At 62.5% G+C, this 17,311-nt stretch carries 14 protein-coding genes; 10 read left to right on the forward strand and 4 right to left on the reverse strand.

The window, feature by feature from the left end; translation table 11 throughout:
• Positions 1 to 82 precede the first annotated feature (82 nt).
• The 4 genes from BM110_RS21845 to BM110_RS21860 form a co-directional block, all read right to left on the reverse strand.
• On the reverse strand, positions 83 to 1,057 hold the full coding sequence (locus BM110_RS21845; protein ID WP_093514159.1) for a serine/threonine protein kinase: 975 nt from the start codon (positions 1,055 to 1,057) through the stop codon (positions 83 to 85).
• Between the two features lie 184 nt (positions 1,058 to 1,241).
• A complete protein-coding gene (locus BM110_RS21850) occupies positions 1,242 to 3,140 on the reverse strand; it encodes a PhoX family protein (RefSeq protein ID WP_093514160.1) in 1,899 nt (632 codons plus the stop codon).
• A 79-nt stretch (positions 3,141 to 3,219) separates the two neighbouring features.
• The gene (locus BM110_RS21855) at positions 3,220 to 3,984 is read right to left on the reverse strand and encodes a TOBE domain-containing protein (RefSeq protein ID WP_092242237.1); all 765 of its coding nucleotides are present in this window, start codon (positions 3,982 to 3,984) and stop codon (positions 3,220 to 3,222) included.
• Positions 3,985 to 4,042: 58 nt separating this feature from the next.
• A complete protein-coding gene (locus tag BM110_RS21860; protein WP_093120804.1) occupies positions 4,043 to 4,780 on the reverse strand; it encodes a ComF family protein in 738 nt (245 codons plus the stop codon).
• A gap of 92 nt (positions 4,781 to 4,872) precedes the next feature.
• On the opposite strand from BM110_RS21860, the gene bioB reads away from it, so the two are divergent.
• The 10 genes from bioB (at position 4,873) to BM110_RS21910 (ending at position 17,261) form a co-directional block, all read left to right on the forward strand.
• Complete coding sequence (gene bioB, locus BM110_RS21865) at positions 4,873 to 5,928, forward strand: biotin synthase BioB (protein ID WP_058426686.1); 1,056 nt, start codon at positions 4,873 to 4,875, stop codon at positions 5,926 to 5,928.
• A gap of 164 nt (positions 5,929 to 6,092) precedes the next feature.
• The gene (gene bioF, locus BM110_RS21870; protein ID WP_093514161.1) at positions 6,093 to 7,274 is read left to right on the forward strand and encodes an 8-amino-7-oxononanoate synthase; all 1,182 of its coding nucleotides are present in this window, start codon (positions 6,093 to 6,095) and stop codon (positions 7,272 to 7,274) included.
• Positions 7,267 to 7,998, forward strand: coding sequence for an alpha/beta fold hydrolase (locus BM110_RS21875; RefSeq protein WP_058426688.1), 732 nt, complete (start codon positions 7,267 to 7,269; stop codon positions 7,996 to 7,998). The genes bioF and BM110_RS21875 overlap by 8 nt, the downstream gene beginning before the upstream one ends.
• The gene (gene bioC / locus BM110_RS21880) at positions 7,991 to 8,803 is read left to right on the forward strand and encodes a malonyl-ACP O-methyltransferase BioC (protein ID WP_093514162.1); all 813 of its coding nucleotides are present in this window, start codon (positions 7,991 to 7,993) and stop codon (positions 8,801 to 8,803) included. Before BM110_RS21875 ends, bioC begins: the two co-directional genes overlap by 8 nt.
• On the forward strand, positions 8,800 to 9,480 hold the full coding sequence (bioD, locus tag BM110_RS21885; protein ID WP_092242245.1) for a dethiobiotin synthase: 681 nt from the start codon (positions 8,800 to 8,802) through the stop codon (positions 9,478 to 9,480). The genes bioC and bioD overlap by 4 nt, the downstream gene beginning before the upstream one ends.
• A gap of 106 nt (positions 9,481 to 9,586) precedes the next feature.
• Complete coding sequence (locus BM110_RS21890; protein WP_058426691.1) at positions 9,587 to 9,868, forward strand: hypothetical protein; 282 nt, start codon at positions 9,587 to 9,589, stop codon at positions 9,866 to 9,868.
• A 328-nt stretch (positions 9,869 to 10,196) separates the two neighbouring features.
• Positions 10,197 to 12,002: a phenylacyl-CoA dehydrogenase gene (locus BM110_RS21895; protein WP_071490261.1), complete on the forward strand. Its 1,806-nt coding sequence runs from the start codon at positions 10,197 to 10,199 to the stop codon at positions 12,000 to 12,002.
• Between the two features lie 207 nt (positions 12,003 to 12,209).
• Positions 12,210 to 13,499, forward strand: a complete 1,290-nt coding sequence (locus BM110_RS21900; RefSeq protein ID WP_071490260.1) for a GGDEF domain-containing protein — start codon at positions 12,210 to 12,212, stop codon at positions 13,497 to 13,499.
• A gap of 90 nt (positions 13,500 to 13,589) precedes the next feature.
• Entirely contained in the window at positions 13,590 to 15,359 is a 1,770-nt protein-coding gene (locus BM110_RS21905; protein ID WP_093514163.1) for an acyl-CoA dehydrogenase C-terminal domain-containing protein, read from the forward strand.
• 123 nt (positions 15,360 to 15,482) lie between these two features.
• Entirely contained in the window at positions 15,483 to 17,261 is a 1,779-nt protein-coding gene (locus tag BM110_RS21910; RefSeq protein ID WP_092242250.1) for an acyl-CoA dehydrogenase C-terminal domain-containing protein, read from the forward strand.
• Positions 17,262 to 17,311: the final 50 nt, after the last annotated feature.

Here is a 17,311-nt window from a genome sequence, read left to right on the forward strand (position 1 = left end):
GATTGCTGTGTGTCAGTCACAGATGCATCAACTGGCAGACTGCAATCGGGGGCAAGCCCCCTCCCACATTTAACTCGACAGGTCAGAAGAGTTTCAGGGGTTCTTCGTTGAGGGCCGCCAATTGCTCGCGCAAGGCCAACACCTGATCGCCCCAGTAACGCTCACTGCCAAACCACGGAAAGCTATGGGGGAACGCCGGATCATCCCAGCGGCGTGCCAGCCAGGCGCTGTAATGCATCAGGCGCAAGGCGCGCAGGGGTTCGATCAGCGCCAGTTCACGCGGGTCGAAGTCGTGGAACTCCTGATAGCCGTCCATCAATTCCGACAGTTGCCCCAGACATTCCTGGCGATCGCCGGCGAGCATCATCCACAGGTCCTGCACCGCCGGGCCCATGCGGCAGTCATCCAGGTCGACGATGTGGAACATCTCGTCGCGGCACATCATGTTACCGGGGTGGCAATCGCCGTGCATGCGGATGTTCTTGTGCGGCGTGGCCTTGTACACCTCTTCCACACGCTTGAGCAGGTCGCGGGCCACGGACTCGTAGGCCGGCAACAGGCTCTTGGGGATGAAATTGCCTTCGAGCAGTGTGGTGAGGGAGTCGTGCCCGAAATTCTTCACGCCCAGGGCTTCACGGTGTTCGAACGGGCGGGTAGAGCCCACCGCATGCAAACGGCCGAGCAGTTGCCCGAGGCGATAGAGTTGGTCGAGGTTGCCTGGTTCCGGCGCGCGGCCGCCACGGCGCGGGAACAGGGTGAAGCGGAATCCGGCATGTTCGAACAGGCTTTCGCCGTTGTGGATCAGTGGCGCGACCACCGGCACTTCGCATTCGGCCAGTTCGAAGGTGAAGCGGTGTTCTTCGAGGATCGCCGCGTTGGTCCAGCGCTGCGGGCGGTAGAACTTGGCGATCAGCGGCTCTGAGTCTTCGATGCCCACTTGGTAGACGCGGTTTTCGTAGCTGTTGAGTGCCAGGACGCGAGCGTCGCTGAGGAAACCGATGCTTTCGACGGCGTCGAGGACCAGGTCGGGGGTGAGTGTTTCAAACGGGTGGGCCATGCGAACTCCTGCGCGCAGCAGGGCGCCGCGTCCGGCCGGGTATGGTAACGCACCGGGGCTGAGATAGGTGGTGGCTGTGCCATTGCTATCGGGGGCAAGCCCCCTCCCACATTGACTGCATTCACATATTTTGACTTGTGAACACAGTCAGTGTGGGAGGGGGCTTGCCCCCGATGAGGCTTTGTCAGGCGCCGACGATACCGCCGTCATCCCGCCGAATTGCCATCACTGACGAGCGCGGCTTGCCATTCGGCAGATGCTCCGGCCAGGTCGAACCGCCGGTTTCGCCTGGGTGCTGAATCCCCACAAACAACGTCTTCTGATCCGGCGAGAAGCTGATGCCCGTCACTTCACACGCTACCGGTCCGACCATGAAACGGCGGATTTCCCCGGTGGAGGGGTCGGCGCAGAGCATCTGGTTGTTGCCCATGCCCGCGAAGTCACCCGCGTTGCTGTAGTCGCCATCGGTGAGAATCCACAGGCGTCCAGCCTTGTCGAAACCCAGGCCGTCCGGGCTGTTGAACATGTTCTGCGGGTTGATATTCGACGAGCCACCCTTTGGCGTGCCTGCGTGCACGCCCGGGTTGCCGACCACCACGAACAGGTCCCAGCTGAATTCGGTGGAACCGTGGTTATCCGCGTCGGCCTTCCAGCGCAGGATCTGGCCGTAGACGTTTTTTTCACGCGGGTTGGGGCCGCCCACCGGCTGGCCGTCTTCACCGCGCTTGGCGTTGTTGGTGAGGGTGCAATAGACCTGGCCATCGGTGGGGCTGACCACGATCCATTCCGGGCGGTCCATGCGCGTGGCCTTCACCACGCTGGCGGCCAGGCGCGCGTGGATCAGCACTTCGGCCTGGCTGGCGAAACCTGTGCTGGCGTCGATGCCGTTCTTGCCGTGGGTGAGTTCGACCCATTGGCCCTTGCCCTTGGGGTGATCGGCGTTGCCGTCGCCCGCGTCGAAGATCGCCACGTACAAGGTGCCGTGGTCGAGCAGGTCCTTGTTGGCCTTGGGGTTGTGGTGGTTGATCGGGTCGCGGCTGACGAACTTGTAGATGAACTCGCCGCGTTCGTCGTCGCCCATGTACACCACGGCGCGGCCGTCACGGGTTTCGGCCAGGGCGGCGTTTTCGTGCTTGAAGCGGCCCAGCGCAGTGCGCTTGACCGGCGTGGACTTGGGATCGAACGGGTCGATTTCCACCACCCAACCGTGGCGGTTGAGTTCGTTGGGGTTCTTGGCGATGTCGAAGCGCGGGTCGTGCGGGTGCCAGTTGATGTCTTTGCTGGCGGCCACCACGCCGTAGCGTTTCTGCCCGGCGTCGAAGGTTTGTTGCGGGTTGCTGCTGCCAAAGCAGTCGGTAAAGTTCTCTTCGCACGTCAGGTAAGTACCCCACGGCGTCTTGCCGTTGGCGCAGTTCTGGAAGGTGCCGAGGGCTTTCTTGCCGGTTTTGTCGGCGCTGGTTTTCAGCCAGGCGTGGCCAGCGGCGGGGCCGCTGAGGTTGATCGGCGAGTTGCCGTGGATGCGCCGGTTGTAGCGCGAGTCCTGCACGAACTGCCAGGTGTCGCCCTTGCGCCGCACTTCGATCACCGACACGCCTTCGCTGGCCTGGGCCTTGCGCACGTCTTCGGCCGATTGCGGCGCGCCGCCGTGGGCGAAGAGGTAGCGGTAATTGGTGTATTCGTTGTTGATCGCCATCAGCGCACGGTTGTCGTCGCCCGGGAAGGCAAACAGGCTCATGCCGTCGTTGTTGTCACCGAACTGCTGCTCCTGGGCCTTGGCCGTGCCGTTGCCGGACGGGTCGAAGGCGGGTGCGTTCTTGCTCAGCGGTTGGCCCCAACTGATCAGCACCGAGGCGCTGTAGCCTGGCGGCAAGGTGATGGCGTCACTGGTGGCGGCGGCGATGCTGGTAAAGCCCAGCAGTGGGCTGGCGCTGGCGGCGTTGACGGCCAGGGCGCTGCGGCTCAGCAGGTTGCCACCGAGGAACATTGCGGCACCGCACAGGGCGCCAGCGCCGATAAAGCGGCGGCGGGTGAGGCCGACCATCTGTTCCAGGTCGGTGGCTTGGTTTTCTTCTAATAGGCTCATCTCAGGCTCCCTGCGGTTTTTGCAGACACCATAAGGAGCGGGCGTGACGAAATGGTTGCAGTTTGAAGACGGGCTGCGGCTACACCGGCGTACCCAGCAGCACATTGCTTGGCGCGAACTGCACGGTGATGGTTTTACCTACGACGGCGCCCACGTCCTTGAGAGCGTCGGGCCGCGCCAGGGCGCATAAAACCTGGCCATTGGGCAGGGCGATGCGCACTTCGCCTGGGCCGTCGTCGGCGTCGAGAATGGCGTCGACGGTGCCACTCATGCAATTGTGTCCAGGTGTTGCAGATTGCTTGGATGGGAGCAGTTCCAGCCATCCGGCCTTGATCAATGCGACCACTTCCACACCGGTTTCCAGCTCCAGGCGCTGCGTGCTGTCGTGGGTGATCTGCGCGTCCAGGCTCAGGCCGCCGGCCAGTTGCAGGCGGATCAGATCGTTACGGCCCTGCTGCTCGATGGCGATGACCTGGCCATGCAATTGGTTGCGCGCGCTGGTGCGCAGCATCAAGCGGCCGAGCAGGTTGAAGTCGCTGGCGGCTTCATCGGAGCCCAGCACCTCGGCTTGCAGCACTTGCAGACGCTGGTACAGACGCAACACGCGCTCACCTTCGGTCGTCAGCTTGGCACCGCCGCCGCCTTTGCCGCCCACGCTGCGTTCTACCAACGGCTTTTGTGCCAGGTTGTTCAACTCGTCGATGGCATCCCACGCCGCCTTGTAACTCAAGCCTGCGCTTTTGGCCGCGCGGGTGATGGAACCCTGCTCGGCGATATGCGCCAGCAAGGCAATGCGCTGGGGGCGGCGAATGATGTGTTGGCTGAGGGAGGCTGGCAGAGACATGGGGATACGCTTGGCTGGGATGAGCCGAACGTTGCGGGCAAGGTGCGCCGGAGTCAAGTCAACTGCCCGGTTTGGGCGTGCGGGCCAGGCAATACACATCGACCTGCTTCGCACCGGCGTTCATCAATAACCGCGCCAGGCTGTGGGCCGTGGCGCCGGTCGTCAGCACGTCGTCGACCAGGGCGAAATGCCGGCCCTGCACCTGGGCGTCGGGCGCCAGGGCGAAGGCGCCGAGCAGGTTGCGTTGACGGGTCTTGGCGTCAAGGGCTTGTTGGGCCACGGTTTCATGGGGGCGTAACAACAGCTGTTCATCGTGGGGGATGTTCAAGTCGCTGCCGAGCCAGCGCGCCAGCATCAACGCCTGGTTGTAGCCGCGTTCGCGCAGGCGCTTGCGCGCCATGGGCACCGGTAGCAGGCACTCGGGGCGTACGAGTTCGGTATTGTCAAAGCGATGTTGCAGGTGCTGCGCCAGGAGCCACGCCAGCATCTGCCCGAGGGGCCAGCGTGCCTGATGCTTGAAGCGGCTGATCAGGCTGTCGATGGGAAAGCGGTAGGACCAGGGGGCGATGACCTGTTTAAACGCGGGGGGATTTCTTTGGCATTGCCCGCAGATCAAACCCTCCATCGGCAAGGGCAGGGCACACACATCGCAGTGCTCCATGAGCCAGGGCAGCTCGGTTTCGCAGACGTTGCACACACAATGGGCGGAAGGTGTCGCTTCATCACAGATTAAACAGGTCTGTATGTTATTTAACCAGATGTAAACCTGGTGTTTGTATCTCGGTTGACAGTGCATGAATCTTCCTTAAATATGCCGAGCATCCGTGTCGTGCCTGTGGGTATTGCCCTTCCCGCAGCGCTTGCCAAAGCATAATCAAGGAATCGCCCATGAGCGCCAGCACCACCGCCACCTTGCGTCACGATTGGTCCCTCGCCGAAGTCAAGGCGCTGTTCGTGCAGCCGTTCAATGACCTGCTGTTCCAGGCGCAGACCGTGCACCGCGCGCATTTCGACGCCAACCGTGTGCAAGTGTCGACGCTGCTCTCGATCAAGACCGGCGCCTGCCCGGAAGATTGCAAATATTGTCCGCAATCGGGCCACTACAACACTGGCCTGGAAAAAGAGAAGCTGATGGAGGTGCAGAAGGTCCTCGAAGAGGCGGCCCGCGCCAAAGCCATCGGCTCGACCCGCTTCTGCATGGGCGCCGCCTGGAAACACCCGTCGGCCAAAGACATGCCCTACGTGTTGCAAATGGTCAAAGGCGTGAAGGCCATGGGCCTGGAAACCTGCATGACCCTCGGCCGCCTTGACCAGGACCAGACCGAAGCCCTGGCCCAGGCCGGCCTGGACTACTACAACCACAACCTCGACACCTCGCCGGAGTTCTACGGCAGCATCATCACCACCCGCACCTACAGCGAGCGTCTGCAAACCCTGGCCTATGTGCGTGATTCGGGGATGAAGATCTGCTCCGGCGGCATCCTCGGCATGGGCGAGTCCCTCGATGACCGCGCCAATTTGCTGATCCAGCTGGCCAACCTGCCGGAGCATCCGGAGTCGGTGCCGATCAACATGCTGGTGAAGGTGGCGGGGACACCGCTGGAAAACGCCGAAGATATCGACCCGTTCGACTTCATCCGCATGCTCGCCGTGGCGCGCATCCTGATGCCGAAGTCCCACGTGCGCCTGTCGGCCGGCCGTGAGGCGATGAACGAGCAGATGCAGGCGTTGGCGTTCTTTGCCGGTGCCAACTCCATCTTCTACGGCGACAAGTTGCTGACCACCGCCAACCCGCAGGCTGACAAGGACATGCAACTGTTCGCGCGCCTGGGCATCCTGCCGGAAGCCCGTGAAGAACATGCCGATGAAGTGCATCAGGCGGCAATCGAGCAGGCGTTGGTGGAGCAGAAGAGCAGCGAGCAGTTCTACAACGCTGTCGTTTGATTTAAACGCCATACAGCTGTGGGAAACGGCTTGTGTGGGAGGGGGCTTGCCCCCGATAGCGATGGGTCAGTCGACACCTGCATCAACTGACCGATTGCAATCGGGGGCAAGCCCCCTCCCACATTAGATCCCCGCCACATTTTTACCGTTAAACCGAGGCCAGCATGTCTTTCGATCTCGCCGCGCGCCTCGCTGCCCGTCGTGCCGAACACCTTTACCGCCAACGCCCGCTACTCGACAGCCCCCAAGGCCCGGAAGTGGTGGTGGACGGCCAGCCGCTGCTGGCGTTCTGCAATAACGATTACCTGGGCCTGGCCAATCACCCGCAAGTGATCGAGGCCTGGCGCGTCGGTGCCTCCCGTTGGGGTGTGGGCGGCGGCGCTTCGCACCTGGTGGTCGGGCATGCCACGCCGCACCATGAACTGGAAGAAGCCCTGGCCGACCTCACCGGTCGCCCGCGTGCGCTGCTGTTTACCACCGGTTACATGGCCAACCTCGGCGCGGTCACGGCGTTGGTGGGGCAGGGCGATACGGTGCTGGAAGACCGTCTCAACCATGCGTCGCTGCTGGACGCGGGCTTGCTCTCGGGGGCGCGTTTCAAGCGTTACCTGCATAACGATGCGCAGAGCCTGGCCAAGCGCCTGGAGAAAGCTACCGGCAATACCCTGGTGGTCACCGATGGTGTGTTCAGCATGGACGGCGACCTGGCCGACCTGCCCGCGCTGGCCCGCGAAACCAAGGCCAAAGGCGCCTGGTTGATGGTGGATGACGCCCATGGTTTTGGCCCCCTGGGCGCCAACGGCGGCGGCATCGTCGAGCATTTCGGCCTGAGCCAGGAGGACGTGCCGGTGCTGGTCGGCACCCTCGGCAAGGCGTTCGGCACGGCCGGGGCGTTTGTGGCCGGCAGTGAAGAGCTGATCGAAAGCCTGATCCAGTTCGCCCGCCCGTACATCTACACCACCAGCCAACCGCCCGCCCTGGCCTGCGCCACCTTGAAAAGCCTGGAACTGTTGCGCACTGAGCATTGGCGGCGCGAGCACCTCAACCGCCTGATCAGCCAGTTCCGCCAGGGCGCCGAGCAGCTTGGGCTGGACCTGATGGACAGCTTCACGCCGATCCAACCCATCCTGATCGGCGACAGCTCCAAGGCCATGCGGCTGTCGCAGATGCTGCGCGAGCGCGGCCTGATGGTCACAGCTATTCGCCCACCGACCGTGCCCGCCGGCAGTGCGCGTCTGCGCGTGACATTGACGGCGGCCCACAGCGCGGCGCAGGTGCAGCTATTGTTAAACGCATTGGAAGCGTGTTTCCGCTTGTCAGGCAGTTCGGGGCCCAACCATGCGTGATCGACTGATATTGCTGCCCGGCTGGGGCCTCGGTGTATCGCCGCTGGAGCCGTTGGCCGCCGCCTTGCAAGGTTTGGACGAGCACCTGCAGGTGCAGATCGAACCGTTGCCCGCACTGGATTCCAGCGACCTGAATGAGTGGCTCGACGAACTCGACGCCACGCTGCCAGACAACGCCTGGCTGGGCGGCTGGTCCCTGGGCGGCATGCTGGCTTCGGAACTGGCGGCGCGGCGTGGCGAACGTTGCTGCGGCCTGCTGACTCTGGCGAGTAACCCGTGTTTCGTCGCCCACGCTGGCTGGCCAAGCGCGATGCCCGCCGAGACCTTCGACGCGTTCCTCGCGGGCTGCCATGCCGACTCCCAGGTCACCCTCAAGCGCTTCGGCCTGTTGTGCGCCAAGGGCGCCGAAGACCCGCGCGGACTGTCGCGGCTGCTGGTCAGTGGCGCGCCGAACACGCCGTCCAGTGTGTTGATGCCCGGCCTTGAGCTACTCGCCCAGTTGGATACCCGTGAAGCCTTATTGGCCTATCGCGGCCCGCAGTTGCACCTGTTCGCCGGCCTGGACGGGTTGGTCCCCGCCGAAGCCGCCAGCGACCTGCTGGCCCTGCTGCCGGATGTTGAAATCGGCCTGATTGAACAGGCCGGCCACGCTTTTCTTCTGGAAGACCCTCACGGTGTAGCGGGGGCCATCCAGGCTTTTTTGCATGAGTGCGTCGATGACTGATTTATCCCACGCCCCGCTGCCGGGCGCGTTGCCGGACAAGCGCCAGGTGGCGGCGTCCTTTTCCCGTGCCGCCGCCAGTTACGACAGTGTTGCCGAATTGCAGCGGGCGGTGGGCAGCCAATTGCTGGCGCGCCTGCCGGGCAATACCGCGCCGCAACGCTGGTTGGACATGGGCTGCGGCACCGGTTATTTCAGTCGCGTGCTGGGTGAACAGTGGCCCGCCAGCGAAGGCATCGCGCTGGATATCGCCGAAGGCATGCTCAACCACGCACGCCCCCTGGGTGGCGCCGAGCACTTCATCGCCGGCGACGCTGAACGCTTGCCGCTCAAAGCTGAGAGCGTGCAGCTGCTGTTTTCCTCCCTCGCGGTGCAGTGGTGTGCGAATTTCGAGGCGGTGCTCAGCGAAGCCTATCGGGTGTTGCAACCGGGCGGAGTGCTGGCCTTCGCCAGTCTCTGCGTGGGCACCCTGGAAGAACTGCGCGAAAGCTGGCGTGCGGCGGATGGCCTGGTGCACGTCAATCGCTTCCGCACCTTCGAGGCGTATCAACACTTGTGTGCGGCCAGCGGCCTGCGGGTGGTGAGCGTGGAGCGCCGTCCTCATGTGTTGCATTACCCGGATGTACGCAGCCTGACCCACGAGTTGAAGGCCCTGGGCGCGCATAACCTCAACCCAGGTCGCCCCGGTGGGTTGACGGGGCGCGCGCGGATTGTTGCACTGGTGCACGCGTATGAGCGGTTCCGCCAGGCCCAAGGCCTGCCGGCGACTTACCAAGTGGTGTATGCCGTACTGGAGAAACCTCTATGAGCGCCGCTTACTTCATCACCGGCACCGACACCGATGTCGGCAAGACCACCATCGCCGCCGGCCTGTTGCACGCGGCGCGGCAAGCCGGTAGAAGCACCGCGGCTGGCAAGCCGGTGGCCTCCGGTTGCCAGGTCACGCCCAAGGGCTTGCGCAACGCCGATGCACTGGCGTTGCTGGCCGAATGCTCGTTGCCGTTGAGTTATGCCGAGGTCAACCCGGTGGCCTTCGAACCGGCCATCGCTCCCCACCTGGCGGCGCGGGAGGCGGGTTTCTCGCTCACCGTGCAATCGTTGTTGAAGCCCATGCAGCAGATCCTGGCACGGCAAGCGGATTTCACCCTGATCGAAGGCGCCGGCGGCTGGCGGGTGCCATTGGCCGATCAGGCGAACCTGTCGGACCTGGCCATGGCGCTGAAGTTGCCGGTGATCCTGGTGGTGGGCGTGCGCCTGGGTTGCATCAGCCATGCCTTGCTGACCGCCGAAGCCATCGCCCGGGACGGCCTGCAGTTGGCCGGGTGGGTGGCCAATATCATCGAGCCCAAGACCTCCCGTCTGGAAGAAAACCTCGCCACCCTGGCCGAGCGCCTGCCTGCGCCATGCCTGGGGCGTGTGCCGAAACTCAAGCACGCCGGGGCTGAAGCGGTTGCCGAGTACTTACAGTTGGACCTGCTTGACTGATTTTGGCTATCGATAAGGCATTATGCCATTAGTGTTTTTGACGAGCCCTTTGACGGGATATCTGCTTCAATTCAACTTCACGATTCTCTAAAGGCAGGCTTACGCCATGGAAATCTCTGGAAGCAGCGCGTTTTATTCGGGCCTGAGCAGTATTCAGTCCGGACAGAACCGTGTCGATCAGGCCGCCGGCAGAATTGCCAGCGCCGCGACTACCCAGCCATCGGATGCGCAAAGCGACCGTCTGCAAGCCAACGACCGCGCTCAGCCGTCCAACTCGGCCAGCAATATGGTTGAAATGGCCCAGGGCAAATTCCAAGTGGAGCTCGGCGCCAAAGTCGCCAAGGCTTCGGATGAAATGCTCGGCACCTTGATCGACACCTACGCCTGATCTGCTGGCGCTAAAAAATGTGGGAGGGGGCTTGTCCCCGATAGTGATGGATCAGCCAATGTGTGTATGGCTGACATGGCGCTATCGGGGGCAAGCCCCCTCCCACATTTTTACTGTGCCGTCCTTCTGAACTTCTACACTCCCGCAGTCATGTGGCGTCTTGCCGCAAGCGTTGCCGTGCGCGCCATTGATTCGCGTCATGACAAACGGCATCCGGACGACGCTTGACATCCCCAAGTGGTAAACGTATGTTTCAAACACCTGTTTGACCGCCCCAACACTTCCACGCGGTTGTTCATTCCAGATACATCAGCAGAGGTTTATCGCTATGCCTGACTACAAGGCCCCCTTGCGTGATATTCGCTTCGTTCGTGACGAACTGCTTGGCTATGAAGCGCACTATCAGAGCCTGCCGGCTTGCCAGGACGCTACCCCGGACATGGTTGACGCCATCCTTGAAGAAGGCGCCAAGTTCTGTGAGCAAGTGCTGGCACCGCTGAACCGCGTGGGCGACATCGAAGGCTGCACCTGGAGTGAGTCGGGCGTCAAAACCCCTACCGGTTTCAAAGAAGCCTACAAACAATTCGTCGAAGGCGGCTGGCCAAGCCTGGCCCACGACGTGGCGCACGGCGGCCAAGGCCTGCCGGAATCCCTGGGCCTGGCCGTGAGCGAAATGGTCGGCACCGCCAACTGGTCGTGGGGCATGTACCCGGGCCTGTCCCACGGTGCGATGAACACCATCTCCGAGCACGGCACCCCCGAGCAGCAAGAGGCCTACCTGACCAAACTGGTGTCGGGCGAATGGACCGGCACCATGTGCCTGACCGAGCCACACTGCGGCACCGACCTGGGCATGCTGCGCACCAAGGCCGAACCTCAGGCTGATGGTTCCTATAAGGTCTCCGGCACCAAGATCTTCATCTCGGCCGGTGAACACGACATGGCCGACAACATCGTCCATATCGTACTGGCCCGCCTGCCGGACGCACCGGCCGGCACCAAAGGCATCTCGCTGTTTATCGTGCCGAAGTTCCTGCCCAACGCCGATGGCTCGATTGGCGCGCGCAACGCCGTGAGCTGTGGTTCCCTGGAACACAAGATGGGCATCCACGGCAACGCCACCTGCGTGATGAACTTCGACGCGGCCACCGGTTTCCTGATCGGCCCGGCGAACAAAGGCCTGAACTGCATGTTCACCTTCATGAACACCGCTCGTCTGGGTACCGCGCTGCAAGGCCTGTCCCATGCCGAGATCGGTTTCCAGGGCGGCTTGAAATATGCCCGCGATCGCCTGCAAATGCGCTCCCTGACCGGCCCGAAAGCACCGGACAAAGCCGCCGACCCGATCATCGTGCACCCTGACGTGCGCCGCATGCTGCTGACCATGAAGGCCTTCGCCGAAGGCAACCGTGCGATGGTGTACTTCACTGCCAAGCAAGTGGACATCGTCAAATACGGCACCGACGACGAAGCCAAGAAACAGGCGGACGGCCTGCTGGCCTTCATGACCCCGATCGCCAAGGCCTTCATGACCGAAGTCGGCTTTGAATCGGCCAACCACGGTGTGCAGATCTACGGCGGCCACGGTTTCATCGCCGAGTGGGGCATGGAGCAGAACGTTCGCGACAGCCGCATTTCGATGCTGTACGAAGGCACCACCGGCATCCAGGCCCTCGACCTGCTGGGCCGTAAAGTGCTGATGACCCAAGGCGAAGCGCTCAAGGGCTTCACCAAGATCGTGCACAAGTTCTGCCAGGCCAACGAAGGCAATGAAGCGGTCAAAGAATTCGTTGCACCGCTGGCTGCGCTGAACAAAGAGTGGGGCGAGTTGACCATGAAGGTCGGCATGGCCGCGATGAAAGACCGTGAAGAAGTGGGTGCCGCCTCGGTGGACTACCTGATGTACTCCGGTTACGCCTGCCTGGCTTACTTCTGGGCCGACATGGCGCGCCTGGCGGCCGAGAAACTGGCTGCCGGCACCACCGAAGAAGCGTTCTACACCGCCAAGCTGCAGACCGCGCGCTTCTACTTCCAGCGCATCCTGCCGCGTACCCGTACGCACGTGGCCACCATGCTGTCGGGCGCCAACAACCTCATGGACATGAAAGAAGAAGACTTCGGCCTGGCTTACTAAGCCTTACCGGGGTTCACTTGCAGAGCCGCCGCTCCCTTGCGGGAGCGGCGGTTTTTTTTACCCGATAAAAAACCACAGCGCAGCACTCAGGGATTACTGTCGGCTGCCGTTACAGTGATGGCAATGTGATACATGTTCGACGGGTTGTGTTTAACTGTCTGCATAAAGGCACAGTGCCATCATTTTTTGCGGGTCGGAGTTTTACCCTTGTCACGCGTGTCCGCTGTACGTTTCAGTCACTTTCTCCCTTCGTTGCTGCTCTTGCTGGCCGGGCTCTCGGCTGCGTACGTCAAGGACCTCAACGTCTTCTTCACCTCGCTGTTCAATGTATTGCCGACCCTGGTGCTGTTGCTCGGTGGTTCGTACTGCGCGGTGTACCGCCGCCAGCGTGAACTGTTCCTGATGATCACGGTGTACATCGTCTACTTCCTGCTCGATACCCAGACCGACTTCTACCGCGACAATGGCCGCGTGCGCGAAGACGCCGCGGTGGTGTTTCACCTGTGCTGCCTGCTGCTGCCGTTGTTGTTCAGCATCTACGCTCTGTGGCAGGAGAAGACCCACCTGTTTCGTGACTTCGTTGCCCGTGGCGCGGTGTTGCTGGCGGTCGGCAGCGTAGCGCTGGCGCTGGAGCAGAGTTATCCCCAGGCGGTGCTGAACTGGCTGGCGGAGATCCGCTGGCCGGCGCTGCATGGCACTTGGATGAGCCTGATCCAGTTGTCGTACCCGATGTTCCTGATCGGCTTCCTGACCCTGGCAGCGCAATACTGGTACCAGCCGCGCCCGCTGCATGCGGCGCAACTGGTGGGGTTGCTCGGCCTGTTCTGGATGTTGCCGCAGACGTTCATCCTGCCCTTCACCCTGAATATCATGTGCAGCCAGGTGATGCTGATGATCGCCGCCGGTGTGGCCCACGAGGCTTATCAAATGGCCTTCCGCGATGAGCTGACCGGCCTGCCGGGGCGTCGTGCGCTGAACGAGCGCATGCAGCGGCTGGGGCGCAACTATGTGCTGGCGATGAGCGACGTCGACCACTTCAAGCGCTTCAACGATACCCATGGTCATGACGTGGGCGACCAGGTATTGCGGCTGGTGGCGAGCAAGCTGTCCAAGGTCAACGGCGGCGGGCGCGCGTACCGCTACGGCGGTGAAGAATTCGCCGTGGTGTTCGCCGGCAAGACCCTGGATGAATGCATGCCGCACCTGGAGGAGATCCGCGAGATCATCGCCGACTACGACATCAAGCTGCGTCATTCGGACCGCCCCCAGGACGATCAGCAGGGTCGCCAGCGCCGTTCAGGCAGCGGCGCCTCCAGTGTCTCAGTGACCATCAGCATCGGCGTGGCCGAACGCCAGGCCGAGCAGCGCACGCCCGAGGAAGTGCTCAAGTCCGCCGACCAGGCGCTGTACGCCGCCAAGGGCGCGGGGCGCAACTGCGTGGTAGCGTCCGGGCAGACCCGGCGTGGCGCGGTGCGCATGGAGAGCGCTGCCGGTTGAGTGATGGCGGTGTATTCAGCGGTTCTACAGTGATTGTTCCGGGCGTTGGCCGGCGGTAGGTTGAAACCATCTGCTGACGGAGACATTGCCATGCCTGAGTACAAAGCTCCCCTTCGCGACATGCGCTTTCTGATCGACAACGTGTTTGATTTCCACGGCCACTACGCCGCATTGGGCGCCACCGATGCCAGCCCGGACATGGTCGCTGCGATCCTCGAAGAAGGCGCAAAATTCTGCGAGAACGTGCTCGCGCCGCTCAACCGCAGTGGCGACGAAGAAGGCTGCCATTTCGACAATGGCGTGGTCACCACGCCCAAGGGCTTCAAGGAAGCCTTCGCCCAGTACGTTGAGGGCGGCTGGCACGGCGTGGCAGCGGACCCGGCCTACGGTGGCCAGGGCTTGCCGCAGTCGCTCGGCCTGGTGCTGAGCGAGATGATCGGCTCCAGCAACACCTCCTGGGGCATGTACCCGGGGCTGACACACGGCGCGATGTCGGCGATCCACGCCCACGGCACCGCCGAGCAGAAAGACACGTTCCTGACCAAACTCACTGCGGGCGAATGGACCGGCACCATGTGCCTCACCGAAGCCCACTGCGGCACCGACCTGGGCCTGATCAAGACCCGTGCCGTGCCCCAGGCGGACGGCAGCTATGCGGTCACCGGCAGCAAGATCTTCATCTCGGCCGGCGAGCACGACATGAGCGCCAATATCATTCACCTGGTGCTGGCCAAGCTGCCGGATGCGCCGGCGGGCACCAAGGGCATCTCGCTGTTCATCGTGCCCAAGTTCCATGCCGACACAGGCGAGCGCAATGCGGTGCACTGCGGTTCCATCGAACACAAGATGGGCATCAAGGCGTCCGCTACCTGTGTGTTGAACTTCGATGGGGCCAAGGGTTTCCTGATCGGTGAGCCGAACAAGGGCCTCAACTGTATGTTCACCATGATGAACCATGCGCGCCTGGGCACCGGCATGCAGGGCCTGTGCAACGGCGAAGCGAGCTTCCAGGGCGCGATCAAGTACGCCAACGACCGTCTGCAAATGCGCTCGCTGACTGGCGCCAAGGCCCCGGACAAAGCCGCCGACCCGATCATCGTGCACCCTGATGTGCGCCGCATGCTGCTGACCATGAAGGCCTTCAACGAAGGCAACCGTGCGCTGACCTACTTCACCGCACAATTGCTCGACACCGCGCACCTGAGCAAGGACGCGGCGCAGCGTCAGGAGGCCGAAGACCTGCTGGCGTTCCTCACGCCCATCTGCAAAGCCTTTATGACCGACACTGGCCTTGAGGTGACCAACCACGGCATGCAGATCTTCGGTGGCCACGGTTACATCCGCGAATGGGGCATGGAACAACTGGCCCGCGATGCGCGGATTGCGCCGATCTATGAAGGCACCAACGGCATCCAGGCCCTCGACCTGCTGGGGCGCAAGGTGCTGGGCAGCCAGGGCAAGTTGCTGCGTGGGTTTACCAAAATCGTGCATAAGTTCTGTGCCGCGAATGCCGAGCACCCTCAGCTCAAGGGCTATGTGGCGCAACTCAATCAGTTGAACGGGGAGTGGGGTGAGCTGACCACGAAGGTCGGCATGGCCGCGATGAAGAACCCCGATGAAGTGGGCGCGGCGGCGGTGGATTACTTGATGTACAGCGGTTACGTGGTGCTCGCGTACCTGTGGCTGCGCATGGCGATCGCTGCCCTTGAACAGCCAGATGGCGATTTTGCCAAGGCCAAGTTGGCCACGTGCGAGTTCTACTTCAAGCGTCTACTGCCGCGTACGGCTACCCATCGCGCGGCCGTGGAAGCGGGCAGCGAATGCCTGATGAGTCTGCCTGCGGAGGCGTTTGCGTGGTAATGACTTAAAAATACCAATCAGTCACAAGTGGACCCTATGTGTCTGAAAAGTTGTTCGGGTACACTCTGAGCCTGTAAAACCGACTCTTACCGAATTACTTTTCACGTTCTCACGAGGTTTGCCATGGCTGATTACAAAGCGCCGCTGCGTGATATGCGCTTCGTCCTCAACGAAGTCTTTGAGGTCGCCACCACTTGGGCCCAGTTGCCGGCATTGGCAGACACCGTTGACGCCGAAACCGTAGAGGCCATCCTCGAAGAAGCCGGCAAGGTCACCGCCAAATCCATCGCCCCGCTCAGCCGTGGTGGCGATGAACAAGGTTGCCGTTGGGATAACACAGCGGTATTTACGCCGGACGGTTTTCCGCAAGCCTACAAAACCTACGCTGAAGGCGGTTGGGTGGGTGTAGGCGGCGACCCTGCGTTCGGCGGCATGGGCATGCCCAAGGCCGTGTCGGCCCAGGTCGAAGAGATGATCAACTCGTCGAGCCTGGCGTTCGGCCTGTACCCGATGCTGACCTCCGGCGCCTGCGTGTCGATCAACACCCACGCCAGCGAAGCGCTCAAGGCTGCTTATCTGCCGAAGATGTATTCCGGTGAGTGGGCCGGTTCCATGTGCCTGACCGAGGCCCACGCCGGGACCGACCTGGGGATGATCCGCACCAAGGCTGAGCCGCAGGCGGACGGCTCCTACACAGTCAGCGGCACCAAGATCTTCATCACCGGCGGTGAACACGACCTCACCGATAACATCATCCACCTGGTACTGGCCAAGCTGCCGGACGCGCCGGCGGGGCCCAAGGGGATTTCGCTGTTCCTGGTGCCGAAGTTCATGGTGAACACCGACGGCAGCCTGGGCGCACGCAATGCCGTGAGCTGTGGTTCCATCGAGCACAAGATGGGGATCCAGGCGTCGGCGACCTGCGTGATGAATTTCGACGAGGCCGTGGGTTACCTGGTGGGCGAGCCGAACCGTGGTCTGGCGGCGATGTTCACCATGATGAACTACGAGCGCCTGGGTGTCGGTATCCAGGGCCTGGCGTCCGGCGAGCGTTCCTATCAGAACGCCATCGAGTACGCCCGCGACCGCCTGCAAAGCCGTGCACCGACCGGCGCCCAGGCCAAAGACAAAATGGCCGACCCGATCATCGTGCACCCGGACGTACGGCGCATGCTGCTCACCATGAAGGCCGCCAACGAAGGTGGCCGTGCGTTCTCCACCTACGTGGCGACGCAACTGGACATCGCCAAGTTCAGCGACGACGCCGCTGCCCGCGAGCGTGCGGATAACCTGGTGGCACTGCTGACGCCGGTGGCCAAGGCGTTCCTGAGCGACCTGGGCCTGGAAACCACTGTGCTGGGCCAACAGGTATTTGGCGGCCACGGTTACATTCGTGAGTGGGGCCAGGAGCAACTGGTGCGCGATGTGCGCATCACCCAGATTTACGAAGGCACCAACGGCATCCAGGCCCTGGACCTGATGGGGCGCAAGATCGTCGGCAGTGGCGGGGCGTTCTACACCCTGTTTGCCGATGAGATCCGCGCGTTCATTGCCTCGGCGGGTGCCGAGCTGGCCGAATTCACCAAGCCGTTGGGCGCGGCGGTGGACAACCTGGATGAGCTGACCGCCTGGGTGCTGGACCGCGCCAAGGCCAACCCCAATGAAATCGGCGCGGCGTCGGTGGAGTACCTGCATGCCTTTGGCTACATGGCGTATGCCTATATGTGGGCTCGCATGGCCAAGGCCGCGTTGGGCAAGGAGTCGCAAGAAGACTTCTACGCCAGCAAACTGGGGACTGCGCGTTTCTACTTTGCGCGCCTGTTGCCACGCATCCACTCGCTGAGTGCGTCGGTAAAAGCCGGTAGCGAATCACTGTTTTTGCTGGATGAAGCCTTGTTCTAAGGGCTTGGAGGACGTGTAAGCATTCTCTTACATGACGTGCTGCTATTCGT

The sequence above is a fragment of the Pseudomonas sp. NFPP28 genome (assembly GCF_900115535.1).
Taxonomy (GTDB): domain Bacteria; phylum Pseudomonadota; class Gammaproteobacteria; order Pseudomonadales; family Pseudomonadaceae; genus Aquipseudomonas; species Aquipseudomonas extremorientalis.